The 20,093-nt window shown below is 37.8% G+C and carries 17 protein-coding genes and 1 pseudogene; 7 read left to right on the forward strand and 11 right to left on the reverse strand.

The annotated features are described in order from the left end of the window. Nucleotides 1-1,049: 1,049 nt before the first annotated feature. From ACTRWE_RS16790 to ACTRWE_RS16830, 9 genes are all read right to left on the reverse strand, one after another. Complete coding sequence (locus ACTRWE_RS16790) at nucleotides 1,050-1,352, reverse strand: hypothetical protein (RefSeq protein WP_008467353.1); 303 nt, start codon at nucleotides 1,350-1,352, stop codon at nucleotides 1,050-1,052. Between the two features lie 42 nt (nucleotides 1,353-1,394). Continuing rightward, nucleotides 1,395-1,772 (reverse strand): diacylglycerol kinase, encoded by a 378-nt coding sequence (locus ACTRWE_RS16795; protein WP_008467350.1) that lies wholly within the window; start codon nucleotides 1,770-1,772, stop codon nucleotides 1,395-1,397. Continuing rightward, a complete protein-coding gene (locus ACTRWE_RS16800) occupies nucleotides 1,762-2,493 on the reverse strand; it encodes a phosphatase PAP2 family protein (RefSeq protein WP_002962876.1) in 732 nt (243 codons plus the stop codon). Before ACTRWE_RS16800 ends, ACTRWE_RS16795 begins: the two co-directional genes overlap by 11 nt. After that, nucleotides 2,480-3,382 carry a cation diffusion facilitator family transporter gene (locus tag ACTRWE_RS16805; protein WP_016899514.1) on the reverse strand — a complete coding sequence of 301 codons (903 nt, stop codon included), beginning with the start codon at nucleotides 3,380-3,382 and terminating at the stop codon, nucleotides 2,480-2,482. Before ACTRWE_RS16805 ends, ACTRWE_RS16800 begins: the two co-directional genes overlap by 14 nt. Beyond that, nucleotides 3,383-4,999, reverse strand: a complete 1,617-nt coding sequence (locus ACTRWE_RS16810; protein ID WP_229816631.1) for a phosphoethanolamine transferase — start codon at nucleotides 4,997-4,999, stop codon at nucleotides 3,383-3,385. A gap of 196 nt (nucleotides 5,000-5,195) precedes the next feature. Further along, nucleotides 5,196-8,396: an efflux RND transporter permease subunit gene (locus ACTRWE_RS16815; RefSeq protein ID WP_016899516.1), complete on the reverse strand. Its 3,201-nt coding sequence runs from the start codon at nucleotides 8,394-8,396 to the stop codon at nucleotides 5,196-5,198. A 12-nt stretch (nucleotides 8,397-8,408) separates the two neighbouring features. Next, nucleotides 8,409-9,755 carry an efflux RND transporter periplasmic adaptor subunit gene (locus ACTRWE_RS16820; RefSeq protein ID WP_016899517.1) on the reverse strand — a complete coding sequence of 449 codons (1,347 nt, stop codon included), beginning with the start codon at nucleotides 9,753-9,755 and terminating at the stop codon, nucleotides 8,409-8,411. 62 nt (nucleotides 9,756-9,817) lie between these two features. Continuing rightward, nucleotides 9,818-11,056 carry a TolC family protein gene (locus ACTRWE_RS16825; RefSeq protein ID WP_016899518.1) on the reverse strand — a complete coding sequence of 413 codons (1,239 nt, stop codon included), beginning with the start codon at nucleotides 11,054-11,056 and terminating at the stop codon, nucleotides 9,818-9,820. A gap of 104 nt (nucleotides 11,057-11,160) precedes the next feature. Then, nucleotides 11,161-11,508, reverse strand: a complete 348-nt coding sequence (locus ACTRWE_RS16830; RefSeq protein WP_016899519.1) for a hypothetical protein — start codon at nucleotides 11,506-11,508, stop codon at nucleotides 11,161-11,163. A 169-nt stretch (nucleotides 11,509-11,677) separates the two neighbouring features. Between ACTRWE_RS16830 and ACTRWE_RS16835 the strand changes: the two are divergent. Beyond that, nucleotides 11,678-12,088, forward strand: a pseudogene (locus tag ACTRWE_RS16835) (ISAs1 family transposase); the annotation flags it as partial. 32 nt (nucleotides 12,089-12,120) lie between these two features. Here the strand turns inward: ACTRWE_RS16835 and ACTRWE_RS16840 are convergent. Next, a complete protein-coding gene (locus ACTRWE_RS16840) occupies nucleotides 12,121-12,744 on the reverse strand; it encodes a recombinase family protein (protein ID WP_008467336.1) in 624 nt (207 codons plus the stop codon). Between the two features lie 350 nt (nucleotides 12,745-13,094). Here ACTRWE_RS16840 and merR point away from each other — a divergent pair, with 350 nt between their 5' ends. The 6 genes from merR to ACTRWE_RS16870 all read left to right on the forward strand — a co-directional run bounded on the left by merR (nucleotide 13,095) and on the right by ACTRWE_RS16870 (nucleotide 16,765). Beyond that, nucleotides 13,095-13,466, forward strand: coding sequence for an Hg(II)-responsive transcriptional regulator (gene merR, locus ACTRWE_RS16845; protein ID WP_033011277.1), 372 nt, complete (start codon nucleotides 13,095-13,097; stop codon nucleotides 13,464-13,466). Nucleotides 13,467-13,656: 190 nt separating this feature from the next. Beyond that, a complete protein-coding gene (locus tag ACTRWE_RS16850; RefSeq protein WP_008467333.1) occupies nucleotides 13,657-14,004 on the forward strand; it encodes a mercuric transporter MerT family protein in 348 nt (115 codons plus the stop codon). A gap of 46 nt (nucleotides 14,005-14,050) precedes the next feature. Further along, a complete protein-coding gene (merP, locus tag ACTRWE_RS16855) occupies nucleotides 14,051-14,335 on the forward strand; it encodes a mercury resistance system periplasmic binding protein MerP (protein ID WP_008110847.1) in 285 nt (94 codons plus the stop codon). Next, on the forward strand, nucleotides 14,335-14,754 hold the full coding sequence (gene merC, locus ACTRWE_RS16860) for an organomercurial transporter MerC (RefSeq protein ID WP_008467331.1): 420 nt from the start codon (nucleotides 14,335-14,337) through the stop codon (nucleotides 14,752-14,754). The genes merP and merC overlap by 1 nt, the downstream gene beginning before the upstream one ends. 20 nt (nucleotides 14,755-14,774) lie before the next feature. Next, entirely contained in the window at nucleotides 14,775-16,214 is a 1,440-nt protein-coding gene (merA, locus tag ACTRWE_RS16865; RefSeq protein ID WP_008467329.1) for a mercury(II) reductase, read from the forward strand. A gap of 113 nt (nucleotides 16,215-16,327) precedes the next feature. Continuing rightward, complete coding sequence (locus ACTRWE_RS16870) at nucleotides 16,328-16,765, forward strand: MerR family transcriptional regulator (protein ID WP_008110853.1); 438 nt, start codon at nucleotides 16,328-16,330, stop codon at nucleotides 16,763-16,765. 169 nt (nucleotides 16,766-16,934) lie between these two features. Here ACTRWE_RS16870 and ACTRWE_RS16875 read toward each other — a convergent pair whose 3' ends face one another. Beyond that, the gene (locus ACTRWE_RS16875; protein WP_076915769.1) at nucleotides 16,935-19,934 is read right to left on the reverse strand and encodes a Tn3 family transposase; all 3,000 of its coding nucleotides are present in this window, start codon (nucleotides 19,932-19,934) and stop codon (nucleotides 16,935-16,937) included. Nucleotides 19,935-20,093: the final 159 nt, after the last annotated feature.

Below are 20,093 nucleotides of genomic sequence, written 5' to 3' on the forward strand. Positions count from 1 at the left end.
CTTGTAAGAGGTTTTAGAAGTCTAAAGTGATCTAGTATCACAATGCTTAAACCGTTGACGACAAGAATCCCCTTGATTTATCAAGGGGTGCTTCAAAGATCAGATATTTAGTTACTCCATAGTGTTTTTAAAGCTTAATTCTTTTTAATAGTAGCTTAATAGAGTAATTAGTCTTGATTATTAACTATTTCACCAATGAGTTAGTAAGATGTTGATCCAATTAACTCGTTAGAATCGTCATTAACTTATTCACATATCCACAGTACCTATTAATTCTATTAAATCTATTAAAACTATAAGATCTATAAGAACTATAGGTGTCTGTAAGTTATTGTTATTAAAAGATAAAAATACAATAGCAGATCATATATTTGGTGTTTCGGATCATATATTTGGTGTTTAGATTACATATATTTGGTGTTTAGATTACATATATTTGGTGTTCTTTTTTAGAATAAGGTTCTGACGACATACACTATTTTTATAGTATATGTCTCATTGCTAGCATGCAAAATGATAGATTAAGCTCTTTTTTAATATATTTAACACAATTCTGAGGTTGAAAGTTTGTATTTGTGTATATGCGTAACATATTTTTGGTGTTGAGAGCTTGTATCTTTGTATGTACGTAACATATTTTTGGTGTTGAGAGCTTGTATCTTTGTATGTACGTAACATATTTTTGGTGTTGAGAGCTTGTATCTTTGCATGTACGCAACATATTTTTGGTGTTGAGGGATTATATTTTTGTATGTAACATTTTTTTGTGTATGTAACATATTTCTTATCATGGAGATTATATCTTTGCATGTACTATTTTTGTAGGTATGCAACATATTTTTGGTGTTAGGGGTTATATCTTTGCATGTACGCAACATATTTTTGGTGTTGAGAGCTTGTACCTTTGTATGTACATAACATATTCTTGGTGTTTTATTTATTTGTAGGGCTATATTCGTCGTATTTTATGGGAAGTTATTAAAAATAGGTCTACATTACATATTTTTGGTGTTATTGAGAGCACATACCAAAAATATGTAATATGCTTTTTAATATGGAATATCTAAATTATCTATAGTCAGTTTATTCGCAATATCTATTTCTTCTTTGCTGGATGCTTGTTCTGCGCGGTTATTACGCCTTTCAATCAAGGTTGTAGCTATTTTATTAGATAGCTTCTCATTACCAGTGTAATTGTATGCAGAAAGTAACAGTTTAAGTTCTGCAGTTGATAATTTTTTACCATTGCCTTCAGACTTTAATTGCTGCCTTTTAAGCTCTAGCTTTTTAATAGTTGTAATAGCATCGCGTTCATTAAATTCCTCAATATTGCCTTTTGTTATCCAACTCATAAGGAATTTGATAGCTATATACATTCTAATAACATTTACACTTCATAAGCTCAAGTGCTGAATAAATACACCAGCCCATATTAAAGTTGCGATGATAACGCTCACCATCACAGCCAAAGAGCCTAAGTCTTTCGCTAAACCTGACAGCGGATGAATTTCCGCGCCAATTCTATCGACTACTGCCTCAATAGCGGTATTGAAGATTTCTGCCAACAATACGAATAATAAAGCGCACCAAAGAAACACGTACTCAAAAAGTGAAAATGGAAAGAATAAACAGCCCACAACGAGAAGAACTGACAGCCAGAATTCTTGTTTAAACGCTGCTTCATTTGCTATCAGCCATTTAAACGCTCTGAGTGAATGCCCCGCTGCTAGGTATATTCGTTTTATTCCCGTCGGCTTTTGCTTAGTACCCATTGATTGGCTCCTGTTGGCTATTCTTAGCATTAGGTTTGGAATTAGGAAAGTGTAAGGTACGAAACACTACCGCGGCTATCAAACAAATGATTAACCATGACAACGTCATCGTTGTTAGTGTGTGACTTAAAAAATGGTCACCTATCGCCATCTTATAACTCCCCATAATCCAGCCAGTAGAAACAGCAAACGCTATCGCAATACATTGGTATTTCGGACGATAAAACAAAAAGAATAATGACATTAAGGCAAAACCACCGCTGGCATGACCCGCAGGAAAGCACTTGTACTTTTTAGTTGACTCAAACGATTCAGGCATTAATTCAAACGCCTTAACATAAGGGACATCGCCGCCATATAGTTCAAGCTGCGCAGGACAAGCACCATTGGTTGTTGCTTTTAAACCGCCGATGACTGACGGCACTAACATCAAAGAGAAAATAACCACTAATAATCGCTTTTGAAAGTGCTTAGAGTACTTGCGTCTACAAGCGATAACGTAAAAAGCAATGAGCGACAGTGCCAACAAAATAATGCTGTATTTAGGCAACAAGTAAAAAATAAAACGATAAGGCTCTTCATATTTATCAATTAACCACGTTTGGTTGGATGCATTGAATAACAAATTTTGAAGCCAAATATCGCTATTTGTTGTTTCAAATAAAAAAGCAATAAGCGTTAATGCATACATTGAATAAAGCAGGTGTTTACTCAAGTTCAAAACAATTCTCCATTTGCAAGGTGTTCCCTACTACCACTTCTATGGTCGAGTGGTGAATACCGTATTGAGCTGCGAGCAAATCTTTAATTGGCTTAAGATCTTGGAATTGTTCCATCGTTTTTAAGTTAACACTGGTTTCTAAATACACTTCGCTATCATCTAATTGCCACACATGAATGTGTCTTACTTTTTCAACATTCTCCATTGATTCGATATCCTTACAAATCTTATCGATATCGATATCAACGGGGACCGCTTGCATTAAAATACGAATACTTTGCTTAGCTAAAATAATACCGTGGTACACCACATAAACCGAGATAAGTATGGTTGCCAATAAATCGACAACATACCATTGATATAAAATGATCAAACTACCCGCAACAATGACAACGACAGAAGCAAAGGCATCAGATAAATTATGAATAAATGCCGCTCTGAGATTCAAGTTATTCTTCGCGCCTGCTTGATAAGTCAACCACGCGGTTATGGAATCAATCGCTAAGGCTATTGTCGCAATCCAAACAACAATCCAACCATCAATAGGTTGAGGGTTAAAGTACTTCTCAACTGCGGCATAAATGAGATATATACCAAGAATAATAAGGGTAGTAGTGTTGATTAATGCCCCGATAATTTCAGCCCGTTTAAAACCAAAAGTCATTTGGCTATTAGCGGGTTTTCTTGCAATTTTTCTCGCAACAATCGCAATAACGATAGCGCCTGCATCACTGAGGTTATGAAGCGCATCAGCAATCAAGGATAAACTACCTGATAAAACCCCGCCGATAACTTGGGCCACAGTAAGTAAAATATTGATAAATACTGCCATGCTTAATTTTCCGTCATGGTTATGTGCATGGCTGTGCGTATGGTTATTATTTGACATTTACTCTTCCTCTTGCATAACAAATAGTGGTGATGGCGCTTTTTCAGGCAATGACATATCTGTGCTGATATTTAACGCATGTAGTAAAGAAAAAGAAAAAGCATCGTGAGAACTTTCTTTTTTACTTTGTTTGACCGTACTTTCCATATCAACGTGTGATGAAGAGCCGAACCAAGCAATTAAAGGTACATGAGTCTGTTCTTCAGGCGCCAGCATGTAAGGCATACCATGTAAGTAGAGTCCGTTCTTACCTAACGATTCACCATGATCGCCAATATAAAACATGGCAGTTTCAAAGTTGGTATTGTTCTCTTCTAATAAATTAATGGTTTCATTGATAAAGTAATCGGTATAGAGAATGGCATTATCATACGCATTAACAATTTCGCTAGTTTCACAGGCGGAGAGTTCGCTTGTTTGACAGGCAGGAGTGAACTTCTCAAAGTCTTTGGGGTATCGTTTGTAATATGCCGGGCCGTGGTTGCCCATTTGATGAAGCACTATGAGTACACTACCTTCTTGATCATCAATATACCCCTGTAAACCGTCTAACATACCAATGTCACGACACTCTATATCGCACACTGAATTTAGCTCAGGTGATTTGAAATTTTGGTATTCGACACGATCTGCGACGCCTTTTGAACTAGAGTTATTGTCTCGCCAAAGGACACTTACCCCGGCTTTGGAAATAACATCTAATACGTTTTGTGTTCGCCGTGCTTTTTTATTATCAAATGACTCTCGGTTATCGAATGAAAACATACAAGGGACCGAAATCGCGGTTGATGTGCCACAAGCATAGAATTTATCAAAACTAATTAAATCATCTCTTTGAGCTAATAATGGTGTAGTTTCTCGTTTATAGCCATTTATAGAAAGATTACCCGCATGGACAGTTTCACCGACAATGACAATGTAGAGTTTTTTATGCGACTCTTTATCAATATCATTGGCAGAGTTTACTACCATTAAAAATTCGTTATTTTCTTGCTGTTCAAGCACGTCCTTGAGGAAAAATCCCGTAGAGTAAATGGGATAGATAGGATTTAAGTAAAATCTTAATGGCTTGTGTTCTCTAAAGAAATTAGTGAATTGAGCACTAAAAATATAAAGTGAAACAGTAATTACACCAAGTGCCATGATGGTATTACTTATTTGTAGCCAACAGTTTTTTGTCCATGACGATTTATCTATTTTGACCATAAAAAGGCAAGCTATAGGTACTATGGCTAACAACAAAACAGTTAAAAAATACTCAAATGACAGTAAGTCAGTTGCTTCATCGATATTCGTTTCAGCAATGTTTTGAATCATTACATTATCAATGATGGTGCCAAAGCTATCGGTATAATAACCAGCCATGGCAGATAAGAGTAAAAGACTGCTCAGTACTATTCGAACGGGAATGATAATACTGAAAAATGACACAATAATGGTTAATACACTCATTACCACAAGAGTCAGCGCGATAATAAAACCTTGATTATCTTGCCACGGGTATACCGAATTAACTTGTTCAAAAAATGTAGAATTGCCCGTCACTATAATAAATAGCACGGTGGCGATAATAAGGAGGTTTGGCGAATAATTGAAAAACGACAGCTTTTTCATCATTATTCCCTAAATTTAGGATGCAAAAATTCGAAGCTAATAAAAGCCTACTATTGAATCTCTGCATCGAGTGAAAATGACTGGCTAAGCCCTGCTTTTGACAAGAGCTTAGCTAGTAGCGATTTATAGTGCTATCAAATTAGTTACTTACTTTATTAATTTGTAAGTTAATGAGTAAGTCACTAAGTTATCTAGCGCGTTAGTCTCTAAGATCTTTGATTTTGGCTTTTGAGAACCAAGCATATAAAACCGGTAACACAAACAAGGTGAGTAACGTTGCAGTAACCAAACCGCCAACAATAACACTCGCCAGTGGTCGTTGAATTTCAGCGCCAACTCCATTGGACATCAGCATTGGAATTAAACCTAACGCAGAAGTAATGGCGGTCATTAATACTGGACGTAAACGAGATACTGCCCCATCAAAAACAGCTTTTGAGGTGTCTATACCATCTTTTACCAGCTGGTTAATGCTTTCTACCATGACTACACCATTAAGCACGGCGACACCAAACAAAGTGATAAAGCCGACTGAACTTGGCACTGACAAGTATTGACCTGAAATATACAGTGAGAAAATACCACCTATAACGGCCAAGGGTACATTCACTAAAATAAGCATCGCTTGACCAACAGAGCCAAAGGCGAAATAAAGTAGCAAGGCAATTAGTGCCAATGATAGAGGCACTACCACTGATAGTCGCTGCTGCGCACGTTGTTGGTTTTCAAATTGACCACCAATCACTACAGAATAACCTGCAGGTAAATCTACTTTGCTATCAATAACTGCACGAATGTCGCTAACAACACTTCCCATGTCTCGACCTTGAACATTGGCTTGAATTACCACGCGTCGCTGTACATCATCACGTCGCACTTGTGGTGGGCCAGATTCAAAACTGACGGTAGCAATATCGCCTAAACGTACCCAAGCACCCGTAGGTGATTGTATTCTCAGATCTGCAATAGCTTCTTGGTTATCACGGTATTTTTCTTCAATGCGAACATAAATATCATAACGTTCATTGCCATTGATTATTTGGCCAGCGCTAACGCCACCGATACCGTTTTTAACCACTTCCATGACATCGCCAACTGAAAAACCAAAACGTGACAATTGCTGTCTTTTCGGTTTAATCACTAACTGTGCTTCACCAGCGATTTGCTCTAAGGCTACATCTCTTGCGCCATCAATTTGTTTGATTGCCGCTTCAATTTCTTGACCTTTGCTCGCCAACATATCTAATTCTGGTCCAAACAATTTAATGGCAAGTTGCGCTTTAACTCCTGACAGTAATTCATCTACACGAGTCGCTATGGGCTGTGAAAAGTTAAGTAATAACCCTGGGAATTGCTCAAGTTTCTCTTCCATTAAACCTTGTAATTCAACGCGATTTTTGGCACTTGTCCATTCTGAAACAGGTTTTAAGCCAATGTAAATTTCGATGTTATTAACTGGTTCAGGATCACCGCCGATTTCAGCACGTCCAATTCGACTTAGGGTATATTCAACTTCGGGGAACTCCATTAACTTTTCTTCAAGAATTGGAGCAACCGACAAGGCTGTTTCTAAACTTGCTGATGGCGCTAATGTTGCTCTTAGGTTAATGGTACCCTCTTCTAATTCTGGTACAAATTCAGTCCCTATTTGAGGTATTAAAGATGCTGCACCCACAAGTAACAATAATGAAGCAATAATAACTACTTTCGTGTGTTTCATCGCGGCTTTGAGGCCTTTTCGATAAAGCTTATCTAATGGTTTTAAGACAAAACTTTCTCTTTCTTTAACGCCTTTATTAAACATAAAGGTTGCTAAGGCTGGAACCACAAACAGTGCCACTAAAATAGCCGAAATAACCGCTAAAATAATACTGATAGCCATCGGCTGGAACAATTTAGCTTCCACTCCTTCAAAGCTAAATAACGGTGTAAATACCACTAAAATAATAGAGGCAGCAAAAAATACCGGGCGTGCAACTTCTTTTCCTGCTTCTTTTAATCGTAGAGGAATGCCTTCTTTATCATGTTCTACATCGTGGGGATCAGCATCTGTGCCTAACGTTCTCGCTTGCGCATTTTTGTAATGTGTTGAATCAGGTCTATTAAGGTGTTTGAACATGTTTTCAACCATCACAACAGAGCCATCAACCAACATACCAATAGCAACAGCGATACCACCTAACGACATTAAGTTTGCCGATAAACCTATCCAAGACATCACCATTAAGGCGATAGCGATTGAAATAGGAATTGAAATTAACACTAAAAAGGTTGCGCGTAAGTTCATTAAAAACAGAGCAAGTACGATAACGATAAATATAAATGCCAGCGCTAATGCTTGCACTACAGTATCAACTGCTTTAGTAATTAAATCTGCCTGATCGTAGAAAGGTTCAAAACGTACGCCTTCAGGTAGTGCTTGGTTGATCATTGGAATACGTGCACTTATACCGTCGATTGTCGCTTTAGTATTTGCGCCCATACGTTTCAATACGATACCTGAAACCACTTCACCTAAGTTTTCAATGTTACCCTGTGCATCTCTGCGCGTCATAGTAACTGCGCCTTGGCGTATTTCACTACCCAGCGAAACCTTGGCTACATCTTCGATAGTCACCACAGTACCATCAACCGTTTTAACCGGTACTTGTCTAATATCAGCTAAACCTGCTTCGCCACTATTAAACCAACCTGTGCCACGAATAACTAATTGATCTTGTCCACGGTTCATGTACCAACCGCCAACATTGGCATTGTTGTTATCGAGTGCAGTAACAATATCGTCTTGCGTTAACTCATATGATAATAATTTACTTGGCTCAATGTTGACTTGATACTGTCTGACGTTGCCGCCAAAAGATAAGACGTCGGTAACACCATCTACCGGCATAACCAATAACTTTACTATCCAATCGTTCAAGCTCCTTAAGGTCATAGAATCATAACCAGAATCTTTATCTGCAATTAACAAATACTGAAAAACTTGACCCAAACCTGAGGTGTTAGGTCCCATTGCTGGTGTGCCCACGCCTTGCGGAATTAACTCTTTTGCCGCTTGTAAACGCTCAAATACTAACTGGCGAGCAAAGTAGATGTCTGTGCCTCCTTTAAAGACAACAGTAACACCCGATAAACCCGTTTTTGAAATAGAGCGTACTTGCTCTACATCAGGCAACGCATACATTACTGCTTCAATGGGATAGGTTATTAACTGCTCTACTTCTTCAGCGGCTAAGCCCGGTGCTTCAGTATTAACCGCTACCTGAACATTGGTTACATCAGGAAAAGCATCTAAATTTAGTTTTGGGATCACCATAACAGAGCCTGCCATAGTAGCAATTAGGGCGATAATTACTAAGAGTCGATTATTGATCGACCAATCAATCATTTTATTAAACATAATCTTATTCCCCTAGTGGCCGTGCGGATCAAATCCGCCTTTTGCTATTTCTGACGCAACAAAAAAGGCACCTTTTGTTACCACACGGGTATTAGGCTCAATACCGATAATTTGACGGTAATTGCCTAATGGCTGACCTAATTCAACTTCAACGGCTTTAAATTCACCAGGATGGTCTTCAACAAATACCGTCCAATCACCATCGGCACCACGCATTAATGCTGTTTCTGGTACTGCTATTACAGGGCTTTGCGTATCAAACTGAAAATTTACATTAACAAACATGCCTGAATGCAAACTGTCATCAGTATTTTCAACCGACAGTCTAACGATTCGGGTACGCGTACTTGGATCAATGGTATGTGCTTCTTGAATGACCTTGGCAACATGCACTTGCCCGGCAAACTCAACTTTTGCAATGGTGCCAATAGGAAGACTTAATTTTTTATTTGGCGAAACACGCGCTTCAACCCATAAGTCTTTTTCATCAGCCAATACCATGATTTTTTCACCGGCAGGCACACGTTGTCCTTGAGAGAAATCATCACTTAAAACCACACCAGAGCGCTGAGCGACTAAGGTATATTCACCAAGATTTGATGAGTTGTTTTTTACAATATCTTTAATGGCTGCTTTGGTTAAACCAAAGGCAGTTAATCGACCATAAGCTGAAATGTAATCTGTTTCACTGGCTAATAGGCGGCTTTCACTGACGGTGCCAAGGCCCAATTTTTTAGTTCGTTGCCACTCATTGTAAGCAACACGATATTGTGCTTGTGCTTCGGCCATTGATTCACTAAATAAGGTAACTAAAGACTGACCCTTAGTCACATGTTCACCTAAAATAGCATGACGACTGATCACTACCGATTCAGTACGTGAAGAGACAATGTAACTGGTATAACCGTTCGCTTTTATTTCTCCTGGTGCATAGATACTTTTAGCAAAAATTGCCGGCTTTAAGTTAGTCACTTTGATATTGGCGAGTGCCATTTTTTCTGGACTAAAACTTATGCCTTCTTCATGTTCTTCTTCAGCTGTTTCTTTACTCGCTGTTTCACTACCATGGTCATGACCGTCATCAGATTTCTCCTCCGCAGCATGGTCGTCTTTGCTTTCATCACTACCATGTTCATGACCACTTTCGTCATGCACTTCTTCACTTTCAGAGTCATGATCATGGTCAGTTTTTAATACGATGGATTGCTCTACTGCTGGCGTTTTTTCTAGAGCGGCATCGTTATATGATAATGCCGTAGTTGACACGACAGCTAAGCCAGTAAATAAACTACTTAGGGTAATGAGTTTTATTTTTTTCACTATTTTATGAGATGTTTTATCAGTTATTTTATTTTTCATTTTTAATTCCAAATTCTGTAACAATTCACGCTCATCAAGCCGCGTAAAGTGATATAATAGGTTTAGTTTAATAGCTTAGTTGCCGCATTTAATTGGCCTACATCGAGTAGCCATTGCACTTCGCTTATTTTGAACTGGGCTTGTAATTCAATGCCCGCGTATAAACCTTCCGCTCTTTGTTGTAATGCCAATAAATAATCCGAGGTATTTAAATCACCTACTTGCCATTGTTTTTGCAATAACTGCGCGCTGTGTTCGCCGCGTCCTTGCATTAACTGTTGCCAACGGTCAAGGTATTTTTTATTAGAGATTAGTGAGGCAGTACTTGCCTGTATCAAATACTTTTGCTTACGCATTACTGAACGAAAATTTGCTTCTGCGGCGATAGCTTGTTGGTTTTGTGCTTTGGCATTAGCTTGGTAATCATTACGAATATTTAACGGCATAGAAAAAGTAACTCCGACAACATTATCGACATCATTTTTTCCGGTACTAATTCCAATGGTAGGATCGGCTTTGGTTTCAAGCATGGCATATTGAGCTTTACTTTTTTGCATTTGCCACAGTGCTTGAGAGGCTAATACTTGCGGGTGCTGCGTTAACCACTGCTCAGCTACTTGAAAGTTTGTAACGCCTAAGCCCTGCTCTGGATATGCTTGTGTATCAGGACGCCAATCAGGCAACAACTCATTAACCTTGGCTTGAGCTTGTGTTAACTGTGCTTGTATTTGGGCCGTTTTATTAAGCATTTGCGACAAATTCAAGAAAGTTAACTCAGCATCAACCTGACCAAGATCGCCAGCTTTCTGCCTTTTAGTTACAATTTTAAGCAAGGTTTCTAACTGTTGCTCTTGTTCAAAAGCAAGTGACGACTTATCCATGGCAAGTTGCCAATTAATAAGTGCTTTTAAGGCTTGTGCTTTTTTCTGCTCTATCGCATAAGTGAATTGTTTACTGGCCGCCGTTAATATTTTATCGCCGATAGCAGCATTAACAGCCTGCTTATCCCACAAGTCAATCGTTTGGCTAATACCAATATTGTAATTATTTCCGTCACCTTCACGCTCGTAACCTGTCGATAGTTCTGGGTTGTAAAGTGGTAACTTACTGCCCTGTGCTTTGGAAAATTCAGCATTCATGAGTTCACGTGCTGAGACAATATCAGGGTGTTTATTGATTTGCCGATCGAGCCAGTCACTCGATAGCGTTGGCTTAGCAAAAGCGAAGCTACTAACAGATAAACTTGCTGAAAAGCCGATAAATAATGCGATTCCAGTAGATTTTGCTGAGAAAAATTTCATAATAATCTCTTAATTTAATAATAAAATGCCGCAACTAAACCAACTAGGCTACATTAAGCGCTAGTTAAGAATAAATTTGTTACGAATATAGCTTTAAAACTAAATTAAACGATTGGGGGGCGTATAGGTTCTTCAGTGAATATTTTATCTACATGAACAGCATAAAAATATTGATTTGTAATAATAAGTTTAGGGGTCTGTAGTGTAGATTTATTACTGGCAACCCACTGTGTGTGAGTGCCTTGACAGTGACCACAATGATGGCAATCTTTAATATTATGTTCAGTGTCAGATGATTCATCGAAAAGTTCAATATCTTCACTATCATGGGAATGTTCTGTTTGAATATGTAGAGAGTCAATCTGATGACTTTCATTTGAATTAGCCACAGAAGCAAACGACTGCAATGCAATCGATAGTACTACTAACAAACTAATCCAAGTATTTTTCATTTTTACTCTAACATCAAAATTTTAAAAAACATGGTAGTCAAGAAACCCACTCAAGTCAATCAAATTAAGTAGTTTATACAGGACAATCCACGGCAAGATCATTATAAATTGAACTTCTAGAACAAGTAGCGATCAGATCAAGGCATTATAATCACCTTGGTCACTTAATATGAGCGCTACTTTTCTGAAACACTTTGATTCAATTACCGATCCTCGCATTGAACGCTGTAAAAAGCATGAACTTATCGATATTCTCCTCTTAGCCATTAGTGCTGTACTCTCCGGCGCAGAAGGATGGGAGGATATTGAAGATTTTGGGCATCTAAAACTTGATTGGTTAAAAAAATATGGCGCTTTCAAAGAGGGTATCCCAAGACACGACACCATTGCCCGTGTCATTTGTCGGTTAAAATCAGATGAAATAGAGCATTCATTTCAATCTTGGATATCATCACTTATTGAAACCACTGGTGCTGATATCATTGCCATTGATGGAAAAACAGCACGTCGTTCATTTACAACCAAAGATAGAAAAAGTGCCTTACATACCGTCAGCGCATGGAGCTGCCAACACCAATTAGGGGTTTTGCGCCCATCCCCTCGAAATTAACCTTAGTCTAAATTTTTAAGCTTTTTTCTAACTCTAATTACCGTACTTCGACTAACTCCAACTGCTTCAGCCGTTTTATTAATACTAAATCCAGCTTCAGTAAACGAGGCAATCCTATCATGAGCCTCTAAATCAGGCTGACGACCGTGATAAAGTCCCTTTTGCTGTGCTTTTACAATACCTTCTTTTTGCTTACGTTCACGTTCTCGATATTCTTTATATGCACTGGCCGCTAATATTTCTAACAGCATATTATTAATAGCACTAAGTATTGATCTCATAAAATCATCACTTGGAAAACTGCCAAATGTTAAATGACTGGTTGGTAGATCTAAACTAACAACACTAATTCCTTTTTCATTTATTGAGGCTACAAGAGTTTTCCAATCATCAGGGCTTAGCCTTGTTAAACGATCGATTGATTCAACTAACAAAACATCACCGGACTCTGATTCATCCAATAAACGAATTAGCTCTGGTCTATCTAAAGAATTACCAGATTTATTTTCTATATAAAAAGAAGCAATTCGTTTGCTGAAGCCAGAAACGAATTTTTTTAATGAGCTTTTTGCTCTATTTGCATCTTGCTCAGAAGTTGATGCTCGTAAATATGCTCTTATGAACATTTTTGCCTAATTAGGTCTATTTAGATGGTGTCATATCATATAGGTTTATTTAAGTGGTGTCATTACGTAATTGCCTGTGATATATTAACAGTATCTTTAGGGTGTACTCATGTAGAACTGCATGTAATAACACTAATTTGGACTTTGATAATGAAAAAGGATAAACCATACATTGTTGTGGTTTAATATTGTTGTAACAACGGTAACTTTACTTATTTAATAGAAGAAAAAACAAAATCAATTAGCGATGTTTAAACTGGTATTCATTGATGGTCACTTTAATTAGATATAAAGTAAGTAAACAAAAAGTCAGTAAGGTAATTGATAACGTGTCTAAACGAACCATAAGTATGTTGGCTAAAGAACTGAGTGTAAATGTCGAAACAATTCGCTTTTATGAACGCAAAGGCTTAATTAAACAACCACCAAAGCCTATGCAGGGCTATAGACATTACCCGAAAGAAACGGTAAATAGAATACATTTTATCAAGCGTTCTCAAGAATTAGGTTTTACGCTAAATGAGATTGAAGGGTTACTTGCGTTAAACGATAGTCCATGTAGTAAAGTACAAGAATTAGCTAATAAAAAACTGATCGCAGTACAAAAAAAGATGGCTGACTTGTTGTTGTTAGAACACGCTTTGGAAGAACATTTAGGACAATGCCAAAATAATGATGACGATAGCCACTGCCCAATAATTGATTCGTTGCAACCGAAGTAAATGATTCACTTAACTACCATTTCCCACTAAAACAGCATATCCAATTTTACTTCTGCGCCTTAATTCAAGTTAGCTTATTCCCCGTATCTGTCGTAGCAGATTATCAAAGATAAATTTTTTATAAATCACCCTTGACTCCGTACTTAGGTACATGCAATACACTTGCATTATCACTTAATGAGGTATCTATATGAATCAAAAAGAATCAAACCTTCCAATGATAGGAGGCATCATAGCAGCATTAGGCGCAGGCGTATGCTGTGTAGGTCCTTTGCTCCTGTTATTACTTGGGGTAAGTGGCTCATGGATTGGTAATTTAACTGCATTTGAACCCTATAGGCCATTATTTATCGCATTTGTAGTGTTGTTGTTTGGTTACTCAGGTTGGAAAATTTACCGTCCTGTAGAAGAGTGTGAGCCGGGAACGGCCTGTGCAATTCCTAAGAAACAGCAACAACGAAAAGTAATTTTCTGGCTGAGCGTTATAGTTGCGACAATTTTAGTGACCAGTAATTATTGGATACTTTTGTTTGCTTAATATACAGATCAAGAAATTTATAACATTTTAAAATTTGGAGCTAATTATGAAAAAATTATTATTAACCGCACTGCTTTCACTTTCTAGTTTTGGTGCTTTTGCTGAAGTAAAAACAGTTACACTGGAAGTGCCAACGATGAACTGTGCGACATGTCCAATCACAGTTAAAAAGTCATTAGAAAATGTTGATGGCGTTGAAAATGCGAAAGTTACCTACAAGCCTAAGCTAGCTGTTGTTTCTTTTGATGACACTAAAACCAACATCAATGCATTAATTGCAGCGACTACCAACGCTGGCTACCCTTCAAATTTAAAAAGTGAAAATAAGTAATGTTTAGCCCCTTAGAACTAGTTACGCGTATCGGAGATAAAGCAGGCTCTATAGGTGCACTTGTTTCGGCAATGGGATGCGCCATGTGTTTTCCCGCGATAGCTAGTCTTGGTGCGGCAATTGGGATGGGATTTCTTAGTCAGTGGGAAGGGGTATTTATCAATACGTTGTTACCACTGTTTGCAGTATTAGCGCTGGCAATGAATATCTTAGGCTGGTTTAGCCATCGTCAATGGCACCGTAGTTTTATCGGTTCAATTGGCCCCATTTTGGTTTTACTCTCTTTATACCCTTGGTTCCAGTACGGGTGGAGTTCATACGTTACTTATACGGGGCTAGGACTAATGGTTGCTGTATCAATTTGGGACATGGTTTCTCCTGCGAATAAACGCTGTGATGATGAAACTTGTACCGCTTAACTTTTTAAGAGGAATAAAATATGTCAACGAATAGTTGTTGCTCGTCAAATGACATCCAGCCAGAACAATTACATGTAGCCATTATTGGTAGTGGTTCAGGGGCCTTTGCCAGTGCGATTAAAGCAGCAGAAGGCGGAGCAAGAGTTACTATCATTGAAGGAGCCGATGTAATCGGAGGTTGCTGTGTAAATGTCGGCTGTGTTCCTTCAAAAATATTGATCCGTGCTGCGCAATTAGCGCATCAGCAACGTACTAACCCGTTTGATGGTTTAGAAAATATTCAGCCACAACTTAGCCGCTCCTTATTAGCACATCAGCAAAACGCTCGCGTCGAAGAACTACGCGATGCTAAATATCAACGTATTTTAGAGAGTAATCCCGCGCTATCTTTACTTAAAGGTTATGCACGTTTTAAAAATCAAAATACCTTGCTAGTTCACAAGTCTGATGGTAGTGAAGAAGAGCTGGTTGCAGATCGCATTTTAATTGCAACAGGCTCTACACCAAGCATTCCGCCAATTAAGGGTTTAGTTGATACACCTTATTGGACATCAACAGAAGCCTTATTTGCAGAAGAGTTACCGAGTAGTCTAGTTGTCATCGGCTCCTCCGTTGTTGCTCTGGAAATTGCGCAAGCTTATGCCCGTTTAGGTAGCCGTGTGACAATTCTAGCCAGACATACCCTTTTATATGCTGAAGATCCGTTATTAGGTGAAAAACTGGCAGAGTGCTTTGAAAAAGAAGGTATTAGGGTACTTAATAATACGCAAGCAAGTCATGTTTCTTATGATAGCAATGGTTTTTCATTGGAAACTAACGAAGGAACATTAATCGCTGAAAAATTGCTTATCTCTACGGGTCGCCATGCAAATACTGGAAAGCTTGGTTTAGAAAATGTTGGTGTTGAAACAGATAAAAGTGGTGCCATTGTTGTTAATAGTATGATGGAAACATCAACAGCTAACATTTATGCCGCTGGAGATTGCTCCAATATGCCACAATTTGTTTATGTTGCTGCTGCTGCCGGAAGTAGGGCTGGAATTAATATGACAGGTGGAAATGCGCAACTCGACTTATCTACCATGCCTGCTGTTATATTCACCGACCCACAAGTTGCTACGGTAGGTCTAACCGAAGTACAAGCTTCAGCGGTAGGAATAAATACGATAAGTCGTGTACTTGATATGGAAAACGTACCAAGAGCTTTAGCAAATTTTGAAACGGATGGTTTTATCAAGTTGGTAGCTGAAGAATCCACGGGAAAACTGATAGGCGCACAAATTTTAGCCCATGAAGGCGGAGAACTGATTCAAAGTGCGGCTCTTGCTATTCATAATAAAATGACAGTCGAAGAATTGGCAGGTCAACTATTTCCGTATTTGACGATGGTTGAAGGATTGAAGTTATGCGCTCAAACCTTTAGCAAAGACGTTAAAGAGCTATCTTGCTGCGCAGGGTAATCATTTAACGGTAATGTACTTACAGAAATGTTAATGGAGTGCCAATTGATTGAATGTAATCAAGATATCTTAAGGCATTCCATTAACAACACAAATTGGAAGCATGCTAAATCATGATTAAATCTAAGGTTGAAAACATTCCTGTTGGTGAAGTCAGTTTTTTGACAGAGATACCTGACATCAATAAGTTCATTAGTAGTGATGATGATGCGTTGGATTTTCCTTTGAGTATTTCTCAACTGGCACTAGCTGCACAAACATCTGTCCATACGGTAAGAAATTATGTTCTTGAGAACTTAGTACACTGCGAAGAAAAAACTAAGTCAGGCCATTCACTTTACGGCTTATGTGCATTAAAGAGATTAAAGTTCATTCGAGCAGCAAGGGCGGCAGGTCTTCTTGTAGTTGATATCAAGCCATTACTAATGGCAATAGATGCAGGAGAAAGAAAAGTTCCTGAAGACATCCAAAAGCTGCTACTTACTAAAATCGAGCATAGAAAAGTATTTTTAAATCTAGTAACAAACCAAATTGAAGAGTTTTGCAATTAGAACAATTATAGAACAGTTCATGGCTCGACTAAAAACTTGTTAGCTTATCTGTTTTCTATCAATGTTAGCTTGTATATATCAAGCATATAGAATATCAACACCTCCAATTTTTAATGGCACTTTGATGCGCAGTACCTTTTGAATTAGAAATACAAACAGATGGCATTCTTTAACTTATTGATTCTACATCACTAAGTAAACCAGCTAAGTCGATTTCTTTGCGGTCTTTATTAAAGGCATATTCCCCATTTAGATTAATGTGTTGCCAAGCAACAGGTGAAAGCCGAGAAATAACATCAACCACATCTTGCCTACCGTTCCTCTCTTGGATTTGTAAAAATGCCGATAGTAACGCGGAATTATAATAAATAATGCAATTTGAAATGAGTCGAGCACAATCGTTCCATTGTGATACTTGGTAATCATTCCCCCCACGAAATTTATTGCCATTAACTGAAGTAATAGCACGTTTTAACTGATGGTATGCTTCACCTCTGTTCAAGGCTTGCTGGACGTAATGACGCAACGTTGAATTATCAACATACTCCAAAACATAAATAGATTTAATTAAACGGTCGTACTCATGCAATGCTGACAATCTTCGGCTCTTGCCGTTACTCAACTTTCTAATGATTGTGCTTTGAGTGGTGGTTTTACGACTCAATGAACAAACAATATGCTGAATATTGTCCCATTCTTCAGCAATTAGCTTATGATTAATATCTTTCTTTAATTGAATACGGCCTCCGTTCTCTTCAGTCACTTCAAATAGCTCAAAAAACACCTTTTTCATTTTCGCGTATCGAGGGGCGAATGTGTAACCAAAGAAATCTAATATAGCGAAGTTAACATTATTGGTACCATGCGTATCGGTCGATAAGGTATTAGGCTGTATATCTGAAGAGTTGTTATAGAGTAAGTCAAAAGCAAAGTGACCTTCATATTCGTTAGCGCCAATGACTTGCGTACTCACCGGAACATGATTAGAAACCAATGTTAATGCTGAAACACCTTTACCTTTGGAGAAGTACTTAGACGAATACCGAGCCTTAAACGTATTTATGCGACACTCAAATTTTTGACCATCAATGCTTGAAAACAACTGATTATCGTCCACATGGTAATAGGCAAATATTGGCAACGTGGCTATAGCATTAGAAACCTGATCATTAGACGTTTTGAGTGTTTCATATCTGACATAACTATCATCTACACTGCGTAATTTACCCATTGAACGGTCAGAGATATTCGCCATTTTATATAGGCCGTAATTGGTGCCGTTTGCCAATATACAGGCGATCAGATCTTCTTTATTTACTGGTGATTTTTCTTTAGTTGCTGATATGTGTGTAAATGAATTTAAGTAACCTGTCTTTTGATCAACAAACAACATGAGTTCAACGATACCCATGTGTTGAATTTGATTGTAGAGCGGGTTTTCAATTGTTTGTTGCCAACGGCTGTTAGGAATTGACCACTTGAGTTCGGCTTTGCCAGGAATAAACTCAACATACTTATTATCACCACTAAAGATATGCTCGCTTGCTTCCTTCAGCTTAACTTCTAATTGTTGGCTCTTATCTGCGAGTGTTTGGTTAATCGGTGTTGCCAGCTTATCAAGGCCAGTGTTTTCAATGATTGTCTCTTTTTGCTGCCATTCTTTAGGTTGTATAAGATCTGACGTTAAACTACGGTTATTAACGCTTTCTTTCACCGTTAAGCTATTACTGTGAAATAATTGTTCGGCTTTACGATAAAGGAAATACTCAAATCGATTAGCAATTAATTTGGTATTTTCTCCCTCTAAATACTCTCGGTCATGTTTAGGTACCACATCGATGTTAATGGTTTGGATAGCCTTTAATTCACTAAGTTCAGAATGTGCCATAACATACTGCTCATGGAGTTCATCCTTTAAATGAATGAACTCAATATCGATAGACATAAATAATGAGCGGATAAGTTTTTTAATTTTACTGGATTGTTTATCAATAAATTGCCATTCGTACTGACGGCCATCAAAGTCGTTATTATCTAAGTGATCACTTAACAGTTTAATACTGTCAGCAGGGATCAATTCAAAGGCTTTTTTACGTACATCACCAAAGCTTAAATCATCGTCCATATCGGTATCGATGAAGTACTTTAATAAACTACCAGCGGATTTTAATTTGGTTCTTACAATGGTTACATCTTCAACAATACGCTGCTTTGCATAGCCTTTAGCTGATTCGGTTAACTTCCTTACCAAGTAAATAAATGCAGCAACAAGATTGTCGTTAGTCTCTCGGTACCTGAAGAACAAGTAACAAACGAGATATAAAATAGTTTGGCTATCTGCGTGTTTTCTAAGCTTATAAACGGACTTGTGCTTTACCAGTGAAGCATAGTATTCAAGATTTTTAGGTGATAGCTCCAGTTCAGCAATCAGTGACTTAATTTCTGGATAAAGCGAGCGTATAATTTTATGCGTCTTCAGCTCTTGGGTGATTTGGCTCGTTGAAAAGTCCTTAGCCATTTTCTTTAACTTGGCTAAGTCAGTAAAGGTATTATTTGACTCAAGTAATTTAAGTAATGTTTTTCTGGTACCTGAAGACAAACTATCAAGCAGCACCATTTCAATTCGGTTACGCTCATTTGATAATACCGTAGAAATAGTGTCTTGCAGCGTTGTATAACCAGCTAGCGCTATTCTGTTTTGACCAAAATAAGCAATACATTCATCAAAAACATACCTTGGTTCAAGGTTGATTTTTACAACATCGTTAAGCCTTTTTAATAGCGGCTCTTTATCTAACTTGCTTTGGTATGCTGTAAACCCTGTATATTTTAATAACTTATTAATCAGCTTAGTTTTTGTTGTTGGTGATAAATCCTCAAGAGACATATCTTTATCGCTGAAATACTTGGATCTTACATAATCTAAATCATTACTGACTTGAGTAAATGAGAAATTAAATACTATTGGCCGTGACCTAAAGTAACCAAGCAGTAAGATAAAATACACTCTGGTTTCAATACGTCTTAATTCGTTGACGAGCCTTTGAGTTTCACTATCTAACGAAAAATAATCATCACGATCTTTACGGTTAAAATTGGGTAAGGCATAGAGTTCGTTGATTTCTGATTCGCTGAGAATTTGTATACGCTTGGTGTTTGATGAAGAAATAGTGGTAAGCCTTTCTTGTTATTTTTAATCAGCATACCTTAATCAATGAGGTTAATGTTTACCAGTCAACTGCTTAACATTACCATAAAGCCGATTTAAGCGACTAAAGTGGTAAACTTTTCATAAGATAGTTTACCACTGTGTATTATTACTTAAGAA

The sequence above is a fragment of the Pseudoalteromonas sp. G5_S1_54_S4 genome, assembly GCF_054968565.1.

What these genes read in the sequence shown, in the direction of transcription:
- merC (WP_008467331.1), top strand. Translation starts at nt 14,335, where the DNA reads ATGTTTAGCCCCTTAGAACTAGTTACGCGTATCGGAGATAAAGCAGGC.
- merP (WP_008110847.1), top strand. Translation starts at nt 14,051, where the DNA reads ATGAAAAAATTATTATTAACCGCACTGCTTTCACTTTCTAGTTTTGGT.
- ACTRWE_RS16820 (WP_016899517.1), bottom strand. Translation starts at nt 9,755, where the DNA reads ATGAAAAATAAAATAACTGATAAAACATCTCATAAAATAGTGAAAAAA.
- ACTRWE_RS16825 (WP_016899518.1), bottom strand. Translation starts at nt 11,056, where the DNA reads ATGAAATTTTTCTCAGCAAAATCTACTGGAATCGCATTATTTATCGGC.
- ACTRWE_RS16830 (WP_016899519.1), bottom strand. Translation starts at nt 11,508, where the DNA reads ATGAAAAATACTTGGATTAGTTTGTTAGTAGTACTATCGATTGCATTG.
- ACTRWE_RS16810 (WP_229816631.1), bottom strand. Translation starts at nt 4,999, where the DNA reads ATGATGAAAAAGCTGTCGTTTTTCAATTATTCGCCAAACCTCCTTATT.
- merA (WP_008467329.1), top strand. Translation starts at nt 14,775, where the DNA reads ATGTCAACGAATAGTTGTTGCTCGTCAAATGACATCCAGCCAGAACAA.
- ACTRWE_RS16790 (WP_008467353.1), bottom strand. Translation starts at nt 1,352, where the DNA reads ATGAGTTGGATAACAAAAGGCAATATTGAGGAATTTAATGAACGCGAT.
- ACTRWE_RS16805 (WP_016899514.1), bottom strand. Translation starts at nt 3,382, where the DNA reads ATGTCAAATAATAACCATACGCACAGCCATGCACATAACCATGACGGA.
- ACTRWE_RS16795 (WP_008467350.1), bottom strand. Translation starts at nt 1,772, where the DNA reads ATGGGTACTAAGCAAAAGCCGACGGGAATAAAACGAATATACCTAGCA.
- ACTRWE_RS16850 (WP_008467333.1), top strand. Translation starts at nt 13,657, where the DNA reads ATGAATCAAAAAGAATCAAACCTTCCAATGATAGGAGGCATCATAGCA.
- ACTRWE_RS16840 (WP_008467336.1), bottom strand. Translation starts at nt 12,744, where the DNA reads ATGTTCATAAGAGCATATTTACGAGCATCAACTTCTGAGCAAGATGCA.
- ACTRWE_RS16815 (WP_016899516.1), bottom strand. Translation starts at nt 8,396, where the DNA reads ATGTTTAATAAAATGATTGATTGGTCGATCAATAATCGACTCTTAGTA.
- ACTRWE_RS16870 (WP_008110853.1), top strand. Translation starts at nt 16,328, where the DNA reads ATGATTAAATCTAAGGTTGAAAACATTCCTGTTGGTGAAGTCAGTTTT.
- merR (WP_033011277.1), top strand. Translation starts at nt 13,095, where the DNA reads ATGTTGGCTAAAGAACTGAGTGTAAATGTCGAAACAATTCGCTTTTAT.